Consider the following 14,962-nt stretch of genomic DNA (forward strand, 5'->3'; position numbering starts at 1 on the left):
ACTACCACCTGTTTTTTATTATGAAAACTATATTAAATGAGGCTCTTACTGTCTATACAATAAAAGCCTCGTTATATATAGTCTATGTTCTGATTATTCAGATCTTACTGTCTTTTTCACACACCAGTCTTTCATAATCCAAAAATCCCCGGATATACATTTCTTTTGCCACAATTCCCTCCATTGCATTTTTCGCTGAAATAATCCTGTCCAGTGTCTGCCACATCTCCTGTCCGCCATCTCTGAGGACCGGTTCCAGTATTTCTATGTAATGATGAATTTCTGCTTCCAGAGTGAACATCTCCGGGTCAGATTCAAGAAATCTTTCCAGCTCCCGCTGGTATTCTTCATAATAACTTTCAATCAGTTCTCTTCTCATATCTAGAATCCCCCTTATACATAAATCAGTTCCTGCTTGATGATCTCAGCAGCCCGGTTGCGGATATTGTTACAGTGGCATAGCCATTCCATAGGATTCTGTCTCTTCAGTTCCTCGGAAACTCCCTCCGCACTTCGCATCTGAGTTTCGATCAATTCAAAGCGTTCCTGTGCCTGTTCATTCAGATCTGCCAAATAACTGTCCAGCCTGGCGGTCAGAAGAAGATATGTATAAGTTCCAGATTTATGTTCTTTCAGATATTCCTTCCGAAGCATTCCCCATAAGCCAATCGGTCTGGTTTCCTCCGGGTAGTAAAGATTCGGTAAATAATAGTCTCCCACTTTTGTGTATTCGATTTTCATGGTGTCTCCTTTCGCTTTGCATGAAATTGTCATGTTATCTGCGTAGGATGTGCATTTTCTCTTTAAAATCTTTTCACATAGAAGACATTAAGTGTTTTATTCCTTGTGACTTTGCTCATGTGAGATAAAGAAGTAAAAGAAGTGTAAAAAATTTTGCCGTTCCCTGTCCGGCTGACTGCCGGACGGGTCGGGCTTTAGTCGGGCAACTCTACCTTGCCGACAAAAGAGTAATAGATTTCGATTTCCTGTCTGCGGAGCTTCCCCCGGCGTTTCCCGTCAAGGGCTTCCGATTCGTGGATTACGATTTTCTCCACAAACTCCCGTAACAGGGTAGGGGTGAGTTCCTCAAAGCTGGTGTACTTGCGTACCACTTTCATAAACTTCTCGGCGTTCGCCGTGGCTTCCAGCGTCTTTGAAAGCTCGCCCTGCAGAACGGCGGCACGTTCTTTCAGTTCCTTTTGCTCGGCTTCGTAGTCTGCCGAAAGCTCCGTGAAACGCTCGTCCGATATGCGCCCCGCCACGCTGTCCTCATACAGCCGCTTGAAGATAGCGGAGAGTTCCGCAATCCGCTTTTCTGCCGCTTCCAGCTCTTTCTTCTTGGCGGCGTTCCGGCGTTTGCTCCCGTCCTCGGTCTGCTCGGTCAACAGCTTCATGAACCGGGCTTCGTGCTTGGCGGCGTAGCTGGTGACTTTCCGTAGGTTCTCGGTCACTCCCTCGGTCAAGAGGTCGGTGCGGATAAAGTGCGCCGTACAGTCACGGGTGCGCTTCTTGTAGCTGCCGCATATGTAGCAGTCCTGCCTCCGCTTGTCCGTCTGATACCTCTGCTGGTACATGACGCTGCCGCAATCGGCACAGAACAGTATGCCGGAGAACAAGCCCACTTCATCATAGCGGTTGGGGCGTTTGCGCTGTTTGCGTAGCTCCTGCACACGCTCCCATGTGTCACGGTCAATGATTGGCTCGTGGTGGTTCTCAAAGATTACCTGCTTTTCTTCGGGATTCTCCTTGCTCTGCTTTACCTTGTAGGACACTTTCTCGGTCTTGAAGTTCACAAGGCAGCCCGTGTATTCACGGTTTTCAAGGATATGCGCCACGGTGTTTGTCGCCCACTTGCACTCATAGCCGGGGTGGTAGCGGCGTGTGCTTCCTGTCCGGCGGTATTCCAGCGTTCCCGGCGTGGGTGTCTGCTGTTCCGTCAAGACACGGGCTATCTTGGTCGGTCCGTTCCCGGCAAGGCATAAGCTGTATATCTGCTTCACTACGGGGGCGGCTTCCCCGTCAATGATGAAATTTTCGTCCTCGTCCATGAGGTAGCCGTAAACAGGCTTGCTTGTGACAGGCTTCCCGCTCATGCCTTTTGACCTCTTGACCGCTCTGATTTTCTTGCTCGTATCCCTCACCAGCCATTCGTTAAAAATGTTACGCAAGGGGGCAAAATCGTTGTCGCCCTGTGCGCTGTCAACGCCGTCATTGATTGCAATGAAACGGACGTTTTTCTGTGGGAAAATCATTTCCGTGTACATTCCCACTTGTAAGTAGTTTCGCCCTAACCGTGACATATCCTTTACGATAACCGTACCCACAAGCCCCGCTTCAATGTCGGCAAGCATGGACTGGAAGCCGGGTCTTTGGAAGTTCGCCCCGGAATAACCGTCGTCCGTGTACCATTTCAGATTGCCGAAGCCGTTCTGTTTGGCGTAGTTTTCAAGGATTCGCTTCTGGTTGCTTATGGAATTGCTCTCGCCTTGCAGCTCGTCCTCGTGGGATAACCTCGGATAAAGGGCGGTGATTTTTTGGGTGGTCTGTCTTAACATGGTTTCCTCCGTTTCCGACAGCCAGCCCACTATTCCGTATGTCTATTATACCATAGGGCGGGGCTGGCTGTACAGTCCTTTTTGCTACTTTATGGCACATAATGTCGAATAAATTTCAGTAAGGAATGTCACTTTACATGGCATGGGCGGCAGTTCCCCCGGCTGCGCTTTCCGCTTCCAGCACTTTCATCATTTTGTCGGCGGCAGTGGCGGTGGTGTCCTGTTTGAAGTAGCCGGAAACCACAAGGACGGTGTTCCCCCGGCGTACCTCGGTCACGCAATCCGGGCGGCGGGCGGTAGTGGCGGTGCTTCTGTTGGGGGTGTCGGTCATAGGCTCTCCTTTCTGTTCAGCAGCGTTTTAAGGCGTTCCATTTTCGCCTGTGCTTTGGCTTTTCTGAAATTTTCCCCGGTAATGCAGACGGGGCAGCACATTTCCGTAAGGCGGTCATAAATCCGGGCGTGGGCGGTGTCCTCCGGGTTCTGTAATTCTTCCAGCGTGAGGTTCGTTGTCACGATTAACGGCTTGCCGCTGCGGTATCGGCTGTCAACCACGTTATAGACTTGCTCTAAACCGTATTCCGTGCCACGCTCCATGCCGAAATCGTCAAGGATAAGCAGAGGGAAGCTGCAAAGACGGGATATGTATTCGTTCCTGTCTTTGTAGTTGGCGGCAAGGTCATTGAGGATAAGGGCAAAATTCGTCATGCACACGGAAATCTCACGCTCCATAAGGGCGTTAGCGATACACCCGGCAAAATAGCTTTTGCCTGTGCCGACACTCCCCCATAAAATCAATCCGTGGTTTTCCGCTTTCATCAGTTCCCAACACTCCACATATTCACGGGCATAGTCCATTTGCGGGCATTTCCCGTTGTCGTTCTCAAACGTCCATTCCCTCATAGCCGGGTCGGTGAAGCCCTTTCTTTTCAGCCGTTCCACTTCCTCCCGGTGTTTCTGTTCTCGGTCTGCGGCTTCCCGTTCCTCCCGCTGTTTCCGCTGGCAGTCACATTCTTTGGGGTGTCGGTCACGTCCGAAAAGTGTCTTTCCCTCTGCAAAATAGGCTTCTTTGGGCTGGCGGCAGCTCCCGCAATACAAAAGCCCGTCCTCGCCCGTGTAATCCTCCGGCTCTGCTTCTGTGGCAAGCCGGAAAATAGCGTTATCGTAATCACACATAAAATCGTTCCTCCTTGTTCATGGTCTTTCACGCCCTGTTTACGGGGCGTTGTGTCTATGCTGTCAAAGGCTCTCGCCCTCTTTGTAGGAATAATCGGGGATTCCCTTTTTTGGCTTCCCCTTTGCCCTGTCATCAGCCGCCCAACGCCGGATAGTGGCGGCATGGTTCTTGTATTTCTTCCCGCTGGAAGCGATATAGCCGGATAGACGGTCTATGTAATATTCCCATTTGCCGGGAAGTTCCTCTTGCAGCTCCGCAAGCTCTTTTTTTGACAGGAATACATTTTCATATCTGCCAAAAGGGGCGGGGGCTGTCTGTCCTGTCTTTATCTCTCCCTCTCTCTTTATCTCTAACTCTATATCTATCTCTTTCTCTATCTCTATCTCTGGTGGACGTTTGTCCGCCACGGCTTCCGGCAATGCCTTTTGCTCCTGCAAAGCCCGCCTTGCCCGGCGTTTGCGCTCCCCCTCGGTAGAGGACTGACCGATTAAGAGTTCAATGTTGCTCATGTATAAAGCTCCGTTCTGCAACGGTTCTACAAGCCCCATTTTCATAAAAATCTGCAAAGCCCTCTCCACTGTGCCGACTTGCTGGCGGGTGATTGTGGCTATCATCTGTGCGGTGTAGGGGATATTCTCGGCAAGCTGGAGCTTTCCCCCGTTTTTCAGCGATTTTAGGTACAGCTTCAAGAGAATGTTTGAGTAGAGCATACCGTCCTGCATACTTTCCAGCAGCACGATAGCGTCCTCGTCAAAATAGCTCTCTTTCAGCTTTAGGTAGTAATATTTGCGGTTGTCTGCCATCCGTTCCTCCTATGGTCTGTTTTGGGCTTCTGTTACGCTTTAGGACGCCGTTTTGAGGGGTAAAGGATATAAATATCGCCTACCCGTTGAGGGCGGTCTGAAAAGCCTTGATTTACGGGGGCTTTCCAGTTCCTAAAGCGTGACATAGTAGCCTTTGTTTCCGCTTGCGCTGTGCGGCTCTGATTCTTTTCATGCGTCCGGCGCAATCCGGGCAGTATTTCCCCCGGTTTGACTTGGGGAGAAAATACCCGCCGCACTCGGTACAGCGTTTCCTGTCTGCCCGATGTAAAAGGGCGGCTTCCAGCTTCCCGTCCAGCGGCAGCACGGCGGCAATGAACCAGCGGCACAAGAGGGAATAGCTGATACTCTGCACACACACGCAAGGCTCGCCGTTATCCAGAGCAATACAATTCCCGTTGTCATAGTTACAGCACTCATGCACAAGCCGACACGCCGCCCGGTACTGGCGGTAGTCCATGTAAGGGCGTTTACCGTTCATTCTCCCGCCCCTTTCCCCGTTCCGGCTCACGGCACAAGATTTGGTCTATGTTGCTCTTTATAGTCTGCAATTCCCGGACGCTCTCTTTCTTCTCCCGGTATTCGTTGTAAAGCGTGTTCTTCTCCCTTGTAAGCTGCTCAATCTCTGCTTGTAATGTCTTGGACGCTGGCAGCTTGGAGATTCCCTGTGCCTTGAAATACCGGGCGGCAGATTCGGAAATGATAAACTCGCTTTCGTGCTGCTCCCGGTAGGCTCTCCGGGCTTTCTCCGTTTTCTGCGCCCGCAGTCCGTCACGGGCTGGCTTGGTCTTGATGTACGCTAATAGCTGTTTCTGCAAGTCCTTTTTCTCCCGCAAGGTGTTTTCCACGGCTTTCAGTTTCCCGGTCACTTCATGCAGCCCGGCACTGGCGGCGGCAAGGGCGGCTTCCAGTTCTTCCGGGGAAGAAAAGCCGGATTCCTCGTAAATGCTCATGGTCGCCGCCATTTGCTTCAGATTGTGCAAAGTCGCCCACTTCTCGTAGCCTTTCCCCTTGCCCTCGGCTCTCTTGGCGGCTATGTCTACCATGCGTTGTACTCCGTCATTCTTCGGGGTGTTTATGGCGGCTTTATTACGCTGTAAGCGGTCTTTTATGCTCCGGGGGGATTCCTGTTTGGGTGTGGGCTTTTCGGCGGCTCTGGCGGCGTTCTGTGCGTTTAGGGTGAGTGCTTCCAGTACGGCGGCACGGTCAAAATCATCACCCAATTTCCGGGCGGTGATTGGCTTCGTCCTGTCCGGCGTGAGATACGATAACCTCCCCCGGCTCTCCTTGACGGTCACGCCCTGTTGTAACAGCTTCCCGGAGAAGTCCTCAAAAGAAGTAGCAGAGGACAGGGCGGTGCGGATCGTGCGCCGCAGCTTCTCCTTGTCCGTTTCAAATTTCGTAAGTTTGGGCGGCTCTCCTTTGGCGGCAAGGGAAGCGTTCTCTTTATCCAGTGCGGCTTGTCCTTTCCGCTTCGCCCAATACTCACGCTCGGTGACACGGTTCTTGCTCCCGTTCAGCAGGTCAATCTGATAGAGGTTTTCCCGGTGGCACATTTCCATGATTTCCGCTTTGAAATATTCCATAGCACTGTCCGTACAGCGGTGCTTGCAGCCCTCCCTTGTGTCCGCTGGTCTTTCCATGTAGGGCAATAGCGGCACTTCGGCAATCCGCAAAGAATTGATTACGATATGCACATGGATATTGCCGCTGTGGTTATGCCCGTCCGGGTGGGTGCATACAAGGGCTTGGTGTCCGGGGAAATGCTCTTTACAAAACTGCTCGCCCAACTGTTGCGCCCGGTCTACGGTCAAGCCGTTGTCCTGTGCGTCACGGGGGTCAAAACTGATAATGTAATGGTGGCTCTTTACGTCCTCCCGTTTTTGGTTTTTGCCGTATTTCAGATTGGAGCGCATACACGCTATGGCGAAATCTTCCCCGCCGCAATTAAGGGAAGATATGCGGTAATCATCACGGGGGAGAAGCCGCCCATTTTTATCAAGCGTAGGCTTCATGGTAAACTCGTCATGCTCAAAGGTTAGGTACTGCTCGGCAGCTCCATAGTCGGCATTTTTAGAGCTGATATGTTTGAATGTTGCCAACGGCTTCACCTACTTTCTGCAAGACTTCAAACTTCAAGGCGGCAAGCTCGGAGAGGGCAGCTCTCACTTCTTGGGAGAGGGCGTTATAAGGTGCGCCGTACTCGTTCAGACAGCGGGCAATCTGATTTAAGTTGCCGCCGATTTTTCCATACTCGGCGGTTAGCTTCCCAACGGCAGAGAGCAATTCATCATTGACCGGGGAAACGGTGATAACCGGGCGTATGCTTGACTTAATGAGGGCTTGCCGGATAAACTCGGCTTGGCTCATTTTACAGAGGGTGACACGCTCGGAAAACTCGGCGTATTCTTCCTCGGTCAAGCGTGTCTTGATTACCCGGTGGCGGTGGGGCGTATTGTATTTTTTCATGGCTGTGAACCTCCTTTCATGGGTGGATTTTTTCAAGCGGCGTAAGCCGCAAAAAGGCGGGCTTGGGGTGGCAACCCCAACAAGATTCCCGCAGGACAAAATGAGCGATTAGCGAAATTTGGTACTGTGGTAGAATCTTGCTCTAAAAAAGTGACGGATTCCGCTGTGTAGGCTTTTGCTGATACTCTCGACGGAGAGGGCGGGGCTTCTGCCAACTTTGCGGCAATATTTTTCCCGTCATTATTACTACGCACTGGAAGAAAAATATGGCAAAGTCCCCCGGAAAATCTTTTCGTGTTTTCGTAACAGTATTTGACAAAAACGGGCGCAAAAAAACAGGAAACCTTTTTCTGATTTCCTGTTTACTGACTGCCTAAAATGGCGGCGGTTATTCGGTTGTCATTCCCCGGAAGCAAACTTGTAGCCTATGCCTAAAACGGTCTTTATGTAGGTGGGGTTTTTGCTGTCCGGCTCTATCTTTTTCCGTAGGTTGTAAATCACGTTGACAACGCTTGAATGGCAGCTATCGCTATCCATGTTCCAAACGGCTTCAAAAATCTGTTCTTGTGTGAGGACATTGCCGGGATTGGAAGCAAGGAATACAAGGGTACTGTATTCAAGGCGGGTAAGGTTTATTTCCTCCCCGTCCCTAAATACCCGGCGTTGGTGCTGCCTTATTTCCAGTCCCGGAAAAAAGAGTGTAGGAAAAACACCAAAAGACATGGTTTCCATTTTAGCTTGATTGGCAGTTATTAACGATATAATTTGTTCATATAAGTTGTTCTGATTATCTGTCCGAATTATTATTAATTTATCCATGTGTTTTCATGACCTATTCTGTCTGCTCTGGTTTTGTATGTTTAGAAGTTGCATATAGCAATGGGCTAACTTCTTTTTCACAAAATAAGCTAAGCCTATGGAGTGCTCTAGTACAGGCAACATATAAGAGATTTTTATCATCATCATCATAGTAGTTTTGATTGTCTGCATCACATATTAAGACAGCATCAAATTCCAACCCCTTTGACATATATACTGGTATAATAAATACACCTTGTAACTCTGCTGCACTTCCATTTTTGATTATTTGTATATCTAGTTTGTGCTTTAATTTGTTAAACAAGCAGATCGAATTATTTTCAGTTTTACAAATTAATCCTATTGACTGTAATCCTTTTTCCTGGCATGATTTTACCTCTTCAACAATCTTGTCAATAAAGACTTCGGAATTATCCGCAATAAATACTTCCGGGCTATCCCCTTTCCGATTAAAACTTTTTATCTGTGGACTTTGTTCTATGAATTTTAAGCTAAAATTTAATATCTCATTCGTGCAACGGAAACTTTTGTCTAACACGATAAGAGAAGATTTTTTCTTATTCAGTATTTTATGAATTTCTTCATAGAAAGATATATCCTCTTTTTTGGCAAGGGTTTGTTTCATATCCCCTAAGATTGTAAATTTAGCATTTGGAAATAATAAGCCGAATATTTCATATTGAAGCGGGTAATAGTCTTGAGCTTCATCAATGACAACCTGCTTGATATTTTTATATTCATTCGTTCCGTATATTTTTAAATATAAATAAAGCATTGCTATTGCGTCATCATAGTATATACAGCCTGCTTCCAGATTTTCTTTCGTATATTCCCGGATTTCCTTTATGCTCTCTGAGGAATTATTATTATGCAATAAACTGAAAAAATAGGATTCATTGCTAAATAATATTTTATACAACTCAAATATATCAATTTTTATAAAATTTTGTATTTCCTGCTTTACTAAATTTTTTTCTGCTTTATGTCCCCGTCCCTTTCCTGTTCCAAATATTAGTTCTAAAATATAATCTTCTAATTGCGCTAACTTTATGCCTAATGGAGTTTCTGTTCTTCCCAATACCTTATCCTGTAAAGTCTGCCTGCTTACAACACATGTTCCCTCATAATAAACATCATCAAATTCTATCCATTGACATGGAATATCATAAATAAATTTGTCTAATATTTCCCCAAAAAGTTTTGACGTTTTAAACTCGATACTGTCTTTATAAAGTTTTTTGTATTGTGAGGGAGCAATTATTTTTTCTAAAAAATCATTCTTGGACTGAATTTTCCTGCCTTTTAACAGCATATTTAGAATATCCTCAAATACAACGGAGATAACATTATCTTCTCCCAATTCGGGCAACACATTAGAAATATATTGCTCAAATATAGCATTAGGGGAAATAATTATAATATTATTTGCGGACAACTTTGTCTGTAATCCTTGATACATAAGATAAGCTGCCCGATGAAGGGCAATGGAAGTTTTACCGCTTCCTGCTACGCCCTGCACCATTAACAGGTCATTTTCCATATCTCTGATAACAGCGTCCTGTTCTTGTTGTATTGTTTCAACTATCGCTTTCATTTTGGCGGTGGTATTCTGTGATAATAGTTGTCTTAAAAATTCATCAACAATCTGCACATCTGTATCAAAAAAATATTTTAACGCTCCATTCTTGATTTCATACTGACGTTTTAATTTGAGTTCACCTGTTACCCGCCCGCATGGAGCGTCATAAAATGCTTCTCCTTTCATAAAGCGGTAAAAAATACTTGCAATCGGTGACCGCCAATCATAAACATACATCTCCTGATAACTGTTTTTCCGTAGAGAGGAACGTCCGATATATATTTTTTCAAATTCTTCCTCATCATCAAATTTAAAATCAATACGGGCAAAATATGGTGATTTTGTCATGTTTTCCAGTAAAAGTATTTTGTGTTCTTCTTCTTCATAATCTACAATTTTATCTATAACAGGGTTCATATATTGACTTAACTCAACAAGTGCCTCAAATCCGTCCGAAGTGTATAGATTTGTAACTCCATGTGCTGCGTTTTCACGAACTTCTTTTTTTACTTCAATAATTTGTGATTTCTTTTTTTCTGCTGCTTCTTTTGCTTGTTTTAATTGTTCCTCGGCTAAAGATATAGTTTGCTTTAATCTTATTTCTTCGTACTCTCTTTCTAACTGATTATTTCCCATAAAAAATACCCTCCTTGATAAAAACAACAGAAAATTTCTCACTGATACATTGCTAGGCTAGTTTAGCACACGTTTGCCTATATAAACAGTCTTGTAATCATGAAATTTGTATGATACTATTATGGTGGGAGAGAGAATACAAAAATATTGTATATGCAATAGTAAAAAGGTCAGTAGCCTTTCCCATTATCCCATATCTTCAGCAGACAGGAATACAAGCCCAGTAAATTCTTCTTACAGAACGTGGGAAAGCTGCACCTTAGCTTTTCCATGTCCTGTGAATAGAGTTATCCATGATTCCATAGCCTGTTATGCACATTTCCATAATGCTTGTCTTTGGTTCTTTTGTTCGGAATAGTGTGGTGCTGGCGGTCTATCTCTTGTTTTCGGTTGCTTGCTTCTTTACCGTACATGAGCATTTGCACCCGGATTGTCCGTTCCATATCCTTCCAGCAGATTGATCACTCCCCAGGCTGCAAGTCCGGCTCCGATCGCACAAACCAATGTTTTTAAGGTCGTAATTGCCGTTGTAAAAAATGCCATAAGTGTACCTTTGGAAAACTTACATTTTCCAGTCCTTTCTTAGATTTTTTCCAGAAAGGGAAGAAAACACTATATAAACCCTGCCTTTTGTGCTACACTAAGCATAGGATTTTCTACTTAGAAAATTCCTCACACGTACAGTCGGTATATTCATTTTCGTCGATGGATACCGACTGTTCCTTTTTTCCAAATTATTCATGATTTCCTCCCATGATCCACTTCCCGACAATTTGTCGAGAAGTTACATCTGATACAGTTCCACTTCATCCTCTGGTTTCAGTATCAGATTAGTACTCAGATATTTTTCAATATCAAAGGTATTCTTTTTGTCATAATCGGACAGATATTTGTAGTTTTTATGTTTGCAAATATCGTATTTATTTGAGAAAAATGGTCTGACACCTCTCACCTGCAGAATACATTTTCCTCCGTCCATAACTGCTATTTCATCCTGGCTCATCAACTCCCTGCCGCAATGTCAAGTGATGAATCCAAATTCTGTTGATGGAAATAGTATCGTATGATAAAATGAGAATGTTTCAAAGAGACAAGTCGTAATTTGGTAGGGCGATAATATATGATTAGAAAAGCAAATTTTAATGATATTGAATTAATTGAGGACACATATAATGAGCATTTCGCACACGAACTTGAATGCGGAGCGTTTACGGTATTCAAAAAAGGCGTATATCCAACCAAGAAAGATGCAGAAAAAGCTGTAAATGATGGGACATTATATGTATATGAAGATAATCACAATATTGCAGGAAGTATCATTATAGATAGAGTTCAACCGAGAGAATATGCTGAAATTGCTTGGGAGAAAGCTCTTAAAAGCGATGAAGTAATGGTTATTCACTTACTGATTGTGCGTCCGAGCATGACCGGGAAAGGGGTTGCATCATCTCTTGTGAAGTACGCTATGGAAGTAGCAAGAAACAATTCATGCAAAGCATTAAGGCTTGATACGGGAGGACAAAATATTCCTGCTATATCGCTCTATAAAAAATTAGGCTTTCAAATCGTAGCAACAGCTTCTATGAAAGTAGGCAACGCAATAGAGCATAGTGGGCATTTATTCCTCGAAAAAGTGTTATAATCACACTTTGGGGGGCGGTATAGAGCAAGGGGGTGATATTATGTTGTGCCACATGAAGATTTATTTAAGCGTAGTTCTCTGTGCAAGGTCTGGTGATTGGACGATGCTTGCGCAGAGATGAATGGAATATAATCGTCCGCATTGGATTTTGCACTTATAGAGAATTTTTATGAAGCGAATCTATAAGGAGATAAATTCAATGAATAGTAATTTTAAGAGATACATCATTTTTTGGCTTAGTCAGGCATTGTCACAGCTTGGCAGCTCTATGACAACCTTTGCATTAATTCTGTGGGCATATACACAAAAAGGAACTGCAATGACAGTTTCGCTTATGACATTTTTTAACTATCTTCCTTACATTATCTTGAGCTTGTTTGTTGGAACTTTCGTTGACAACCATAGCAAGAAGAAGATCATGTTGGTATCGGATAGTATCGCTGCAATTTGTTCTTTGGCAATTCTTTGCTTAAACATCGGAAATGCCTTGCAGATATGGCATATTTATTTGGTAAATATGATCATTGGTCTTATGGGTGCTTTTCAGGATCCGGCATCGGATGTTGCACTCGGAAAAGTGGTGCCGAAAGAGAAGCTGGAGCAGATTAGCGGAATGAATTCCTTTTCCGATAATCTTGTTGCCGTTCTGTCCCCGGTATTTGCAGCCTCTTTATTTGCGTTTGGTGGTTTAAAACTGATCTTGATCATTGACCTGTTGAGTTTCCTGTTTGCTTTTTTGATATTGCTTTTTGTGCTGAAAATTCCTGACGATATCCCGCAGAAGGCTGAAAAGAAATCTGTCTTTATTGGGTGTAAAGAGGGCCTTCAGTATCTTAAGCAACATAATGGGATTTTCCTTGTCATTATTACAATGGCAGTGCTGAACTTCTTTTCCCGATTGACCTATGAGAATATTTTGTCACCGATGATTCTTTCGAGAAGCGCAAACGATAGCGTTACGCTCGGTATCGTAAACGCGGTAATGGGAATCGGAGGAATCATAGGCGGAATCATCGTTTCTTCTGGAAAGATAAAAGCGAACAGTGCAAAGATGATTTACATTTCAGCAATGCTATCCTTTCTGCTGGGAGACATTATGATGGGATTGGGTAGAAACGGAATTGCCTGGTCGCTTGCCGGCTTAGCGGCAAGCTTACCGATCCCGTTTATCAATGCGGGGCAGATGGTAATTTTATATCGAAATATTCCAGAAGATATGAAGGGAAGAATTTTTGCAGTAAGAAACGCCGTTCAGTTCAGCAGTATCCCCTTAGGAATTCTGCTTGGCGGTTTATTGGCAGATTATGTGTTTGAGCCGTTCATGCTTACACAAAACCCGATTACACAGGTTTTACATAAGCTGGTTGGTGAGGGTGCAGGAAGCGGTATGGCTGTAATGTTCTTATGCACCGGAATATTAGGTTCTTTGTTCAGCTTTGCTTTTTATCAGCGGAAGGATATTCGTGATTTATAGCGTTTACAACTTCCAGCTTGACAAACGGGAAAGCACTTCAAAAAGCCCTTCTCTCGGAAATGGGAGAAGGGCTGCTACGTTTATTCTGTTATCTCCGGTATCTCACCGACAAAGTTATAAATGATCTTGACCTGCTGGAATTTCTGGCCGTCTATCTTCTGAACCTCGCCCACCAGAATCTTGCTGATCAGCCGGTTCAGCACCGCTTCGTCCAGCTCCTGAATGGCGGCGTATTTGCGGATTTCACGGATAAATGTCCGCACATCGCTTTCCTGCTCGTCTGTGCGGCGCATCATCAGGGCTAAGTCTTGCAGGCGATTTTGGTTGGCTTCCTGCTCCTGTTCCAGCGCCGATGTCAGCTTCATAAACCGCTGTTCCGTCAGGATGCCCTTGGCCTTATCGGTATAAAGGCTTAGAAACATGCTGTCGATTTCCTGATTTCTCGCTTCCAGCCGTCCGCATTCTTTCTGCGTTTCGGAGGCGTCTGCCATATACCGGCGCTCCATGCGGCTGGAAAGCCGCTTATAGAATGCATCCGCATCTTTCAGCGCCATTGCCGCCAGTTCCTGGATGTCCTTTAGGACAAGGTTATACAAATCCCTTGCCTCGATCTTGTGGCTGGTGCAGGCGTCCTTTCCCAGCCGGTTATAAGTCTGGCAGATATAATACGCCTTGTCAATCGGCTCCCGCTGTTCGCCGGTAAAGCGGTTCTTTCCGGTTCTGCCTACTTTTTCATACCGTACCTGCATGGACTTCCCGCAGGTGGCACAGTAGAGAATGCCGTGGAAGAGATTATAAAAAGGGCAGGAGTTGCCCTCCATGATGGTTGGCCTGCGGTCAATGATCTCCTGCACCTGTGCCCATTCCTCCGGCGGGATAATCGCTTCATGGCAGCCCTCTATGACCTCCCAATCCTCACGGGGGATGATGTCATAGGTGTTGGAACGGATGCCTTTCTGGTGTGTCCGGCAGACCAAATGTGCGCCTTTGTAAAACGGGTTCCGCAGGATATGGCTGATCCTTGCGCTGCCCCACGCATAGTAGTTGATGTCACATTCCGTATTGCCCTTTACCCTCGTGATGGGAACCCTGTCCTCCATCAGCTTCTTTGCAATCCGCATACAACCCCAGCCATCCAGCGCAAGGTCATAGATTTTGCGGATCACCGGCGCAGTCTCCGGGTCAAGGATCAGATGCCCGTTATCGTCCGGGTCACGCATCAGGCCGAGAGGTGTCGGCCCGCCGCCATATTTCCCCTGTCTGGAACGGGTCATGCGCCCCGCCAGAACCTTTTTGGAAATATCCCGGCTATACATGTCATTCAGAATATTTTTGAACGGCGTAATGTCCATTTCCTGACGGGTCAGGCTGTCCACACCGTCCGTCACTGCGATATACCTTACATTGTGCTTTGGGAAAAAGATTTCGATATAGCTGCCTGCTTCAATATAATTTCGTCCCAGCCTGGATAAGTCTTTGGTAATCACGCAGCCCACCTTTCCCGCCTCAATATCAGCGATCATGCGCTGGAAAGAGGGGCGGTTGAAATTGCGACCCGTATAACCGTCATCCACATAGTATTCATACTGGAACATGCCGTTTTTCTCGGCATAGTCTTTGAGCATGAGCTTCTGGTTGCTGATGCTCATGCTCTCATTTTCACGCCCGTCCTCAAGGGAGAGCCTGCAATAAAGGGCAGTTATCTTCTGACTGGATTGATTTTTCCTGTTCATAGTCGTTCTCCTTATCTATGAACAGGGACACGATACCATTATAATACCATGCCCCTGCCG

Annotated in this window: 15 protein-coding genes and 1 pseudogene; 2 read left to right on the forward strand and 14 right to left on the reverse strand. The window is 45.7% G+C overall.

The features are described from left to right. Positions 1 to 97: 97 nt before the first annotated feature. The 13 genes and pseudogenes from WMO28_RS01245 to WMO28_RS01305 form a co-directional block, all read right to left on the reverse strand. Positions 98 to 379 carry a hypothetical protein gene (locus WMO28_RS01245; RefSeq protein WP_003864601.1) on the reverse strand — a complete coding sequence of 94 codons (282 nt, stop codon included), beginning with the start codon at positions 377 to 379 and terminating at the stop codon, positions 98 to 100. 14 nt (positions 380 to 393) lie between these two features. Continuing rightward, complete coding sequence (locus WMO28_RS01250; protein WP_003864602.1) at positions 394 to 774, reverse strand: TnpV protein; 381 nt, start codon at positions 772 to 774, stop codon at positions 394 to 396. A gap of 161 nt (positions 775 to 935) precedes the next feature. Beyond that, positions 936 to 2,555: a recombinase family protein gene (locus WMO28_RS01255; RefSeq protein ID WP_278654572.1), complete on the reverse strand. Its 1,620-nt coding sequence runs from the start codon at positions 2,553 to 2,555 to the stop codon at positions 936 to 938. Positions 2,556 to 2,688: 133 nt separating this feature from the next. Then, positions 2,689 to 2,886 carry a transposon-encoded TnpW family protein gene (locus WMO28_RS01260; RefSeq protein ID WP_117649083.1) on the reverse strand — a complete coding sequence of 66 codons (198 nt, stop codon included), beginning with the start codon at positions 2,884 to 2,886 and terminating at the stop codon, positions 2,689 to 2,691. Then, a complete protein-coding gene (locus tag WMO28_RS01265; protein ID WP_278654573.1) occupies positions 2,883 to 3,728 on the reverse strand; it encodes an ATP-binding protein in 846 nt (281 codons plus the stop codon). The genes WMO28_RS01260 and WMO28_RS01265 overlap by 4 nt, the downstream gene beginning before the upstream one ends. A gap of 63 nt (positions 3,729 to 3,791) precedes the next feature. Continuing rightward, the gene (locus tag WMO28_RS01270; protein WP_278654574.1) at positions 3,792 to 4,532 is read right to left on the reverse strand and encodes a phage replisome organizer N-terminal domain-containing protein; all 741 of its coding nucleotides are present in this window, start codon (positions 4,530 to 4,532) and stop codon (positions 3,792 to 3,794) included. Positions 4,533 to 4,644: 112 nt separating this feature from the next. Continuing rightward, positions 4,645 to 5,031, reverse strand: coding sequence for a cysteine-rich VLP domain-containing protein (locus WMO28_RS01275; protein WP_278654575.1), 387 nt, complete (start codon positions 5,029 to 5,031; stop codon positions 4,645 to 4,647). Next, positions 5,021 to 6,652, reverse strand: a complete 1,632-nt coding sequence (locus WMO28_RS01280) for a relaxase/mobilization nuclease domain-containing protein (RefSeq protein ID WP_278654576.1) — start codon at positions 6,650 to 6,652, stop codon at positions 5,021 to 5,023. Before WMO28_RS01280 ends, WMO28_RS01275 begins: the two co-directional genes overlap by 11 nt. Further along, positions 6,624 to 7,019, reverse strand: coding sequence for a plasmid mobilization protein (locus WMO28_RS01285; RefSeq protein ID WP_278654577.1), 396 nt, complete (start codon positions 7,017 to 7,019; stop codon positions 6,624 to 6,626). The genes WMO28_RS01280 and WMO28_RS01285 overlap by 29 nt, the downstream gene beginning before the upstream one ends. A 399-nt stretch (positions 7,020 to 7,418) precedes the next feature. Continuing rightward, a complete protein-coding gene (locus tag WMO28_RS01290; RefSeq protein WP_227616378.1) occupies positions 7,419 to 7,751 on the reverse strand; it encodes a winged helix-turn-helix domain-containing protein in 333 nt (110 codons plus the stop codon). A gap of 100 nt (positions 7,752 to 7,851) precedes the next feature. Continuing rightward, positions 7,852 to 10,053: a HelD family protein gene (locus WMO28_RS01295; protein WP_144094980.1), complete on the reverse strand. Its 2,202-nt coding sequence runs from the start codon at positions 10,051 to 10,053 to the stop codon at positions 7,852 to 7,854. A gap of 402 nt (positions 10,054 to 10,455) precedes the next feature. After that, positions 10,456 to 10,596 (reverse strand): Maff2 family mobile element protein, encoded by a 141-nt coding sequence (locus WMO28_RS01300; RefSeq protein WP_092070311.1) that lies wholly within the window; start codon positions 10,594 to 10,596, stop codon positions 10,456 to 10,458. A gap of 241 nt (positions 10,597 to 10,837) precedes the next feature. Beyond that, positions 10,838 to 11,068 (reverse strand): annotated as a pseudogene (locus WMO28_RS01305) (VirD4-like conjugal transfer protein, CD1115 family); the annotation flags it as partial. 105 nt (positions 11,069 to 11,173) lie between these two features. Between WMO28_RS01305 and WMO28_RS01310 the strand changes: the two are divergent. Together WMO28_RS01310 and WMO28_RS01315 are read left to right on the forward strand one after the other, a co-directional pair. Then, positions 11,174 to 11,695 (forward strand): GNAT family N-acetyltransferase, encoded by a 522-nt coding sequence (locus WMO28_RS01310; protein ID WP_337791297.1) that lies wholly within the window; start codon positions 11,174 to 11,176, stop codon positions 11,693 to 11,695. 199 nt (positions 11,696 to 11,894) lie between these two features. Continuing rightward, complete coding sequence (locus WMO28_RS01315; RefSeq protein ID WP_337791296.1) at positions 11,895 to 13,169, forward strand: MFS transporter; 1,275 nt, start codon at positions 11,895 to 11,897, stop codon at positions 13,167 to 13,169. 80 nt (positions 13,170 to 13,249) lie between these two features. Here WMO28_RS01315 and WMO28_RS01320 read toward each other — a convergent pair whose 3' ends face one another. Further along, on the reverse strand, positions 13,250 to 14,902 hold the full coding sequence (locus tag WMO28_RS01320; protein WP_349055809.1) for a recombinase family protein: 1,653 nt from the start codon (positions 14,900 to 14,902) through the stop codon (positions 13,250 to 13,252). Positions 14,903 to 14,962: the final 60 nt, after the last annotated feature.

It is taken from the genome of Blautia aquisgranensis, from assembly GCF_040096615.1.
GTDB classification, from domain to species: domain Bacteria; phylum Bacillota; class Clostridia; order Lachnospirales; family Lachnospiraceae; genus Blautia_A; species Blautia_A aquisgranensis.

What these genes read in the sequence shown, in the direction of transcription:
- WMO28_RS01245 (WP_003864601.1), bottom strand. Translation starts at nt 379, where the DNA reads ATGAGAAGAGAACTGATTGAAAGTTATTATGAAGAATACCAGCGGGAG.
- WMO28_RS01250 (WP_003864602.1), bottom strand. Translation starts at nt 774, where the DNA reads ATGACAATTTCATGCAAAGCGAAAGGAGACACCATGAAAATCGAATAC.
- WMO28_RS01255 (WP_278654572.1), bottom strand. Translation starts at nt 2,555, where the DNA reads ATGTTAAGACAGACCACCCAAAAAATCACCGCCCTTTATCCGAGGTTA.
- WMO28_RS01260 (WP_117649083.1), bottom strand. Translation starts at nt 2,886, where the DNA reads ATGACCGACACCCCCAACAGAAGCACCGCCACTACCGCCCGCCGCCCG.
- WMO28_RS01265 (WP_278654573.1), bottom strand. Translation starts at nt 3,728, where the DNA reads ATGTGTGATTACGATAACGCTATTTTCCGGCTTGCCACAGAAGCAGAG.
- WMO28_RS01270 (WP_278654574.1), bottom strand. Translation starts at nt 4,532, where the DNA reads ATGGCAGACAACCGCAAATATTACTACCTAAAGCTGAAAGAGAGCTAT.
- WMO28_RS01275 (WP_278654575.1), bottom strand. Translation starts at nt 5,031, where the DNA reads ATGAACGGTAAACGCCCTTACATGGACTACCGCCAGTACCGGGCGGCG.
- WMO28_RS01285 (WP_278654577.1), bottom strand. Translation starts at nt 7,019, where the DNA reads ATGAAAAAATACAATACGCCCCACCGCCACCGGGTAATCAAGACACGC.
- WMO28_RS01290 (WP_227616378.1), bottom strand. Translation starts at nt 7,751, where the DNA reads ATGGAAACCATGTCTTTTGGTGTTTTTCCTACACTCTTTTTTCCGGGA.
- WMO28_RS01295 (WP_144094980.1), bottom strand. Translation starts at nt 10,053, where the DNA reads ATGGGAAATAATCAGTTAGAAAGAGAGTACGAAGAAATAAGATTAAAG.
- WMO28_RS01300 (WP_092070311.1), bottom strand. Translation starts at nt 10,596, where the DNA reads ATGGCATTTTTTACAACGGCAATTACGACCTTAAAAACATTGGTTTGT.
- WMO28_RS01310 (WP_337791297.1), top strand. Translation starts at nt 11,174, where the DNA reads ATGATTAGAAAAGCAAATTTTAATGATATTGAATTAATTGAGGACACA.
- WMO28_RS01315 (WP_337791296.1), top strand. Translation starts at nt 11,895, where the DNA reads ATGAATAGTAATTTTAAGAGATACATCATTTTTTGGCTTAGTCAGGCA.
- WMO28_RS01320 (WP_349055809.1), bottom strand. Translation starts at nt 14,902, where the DNA reads ATGAACAGGAAAAATCAATCCAGTCAGAAGATAACTGCCCTTTATTGC.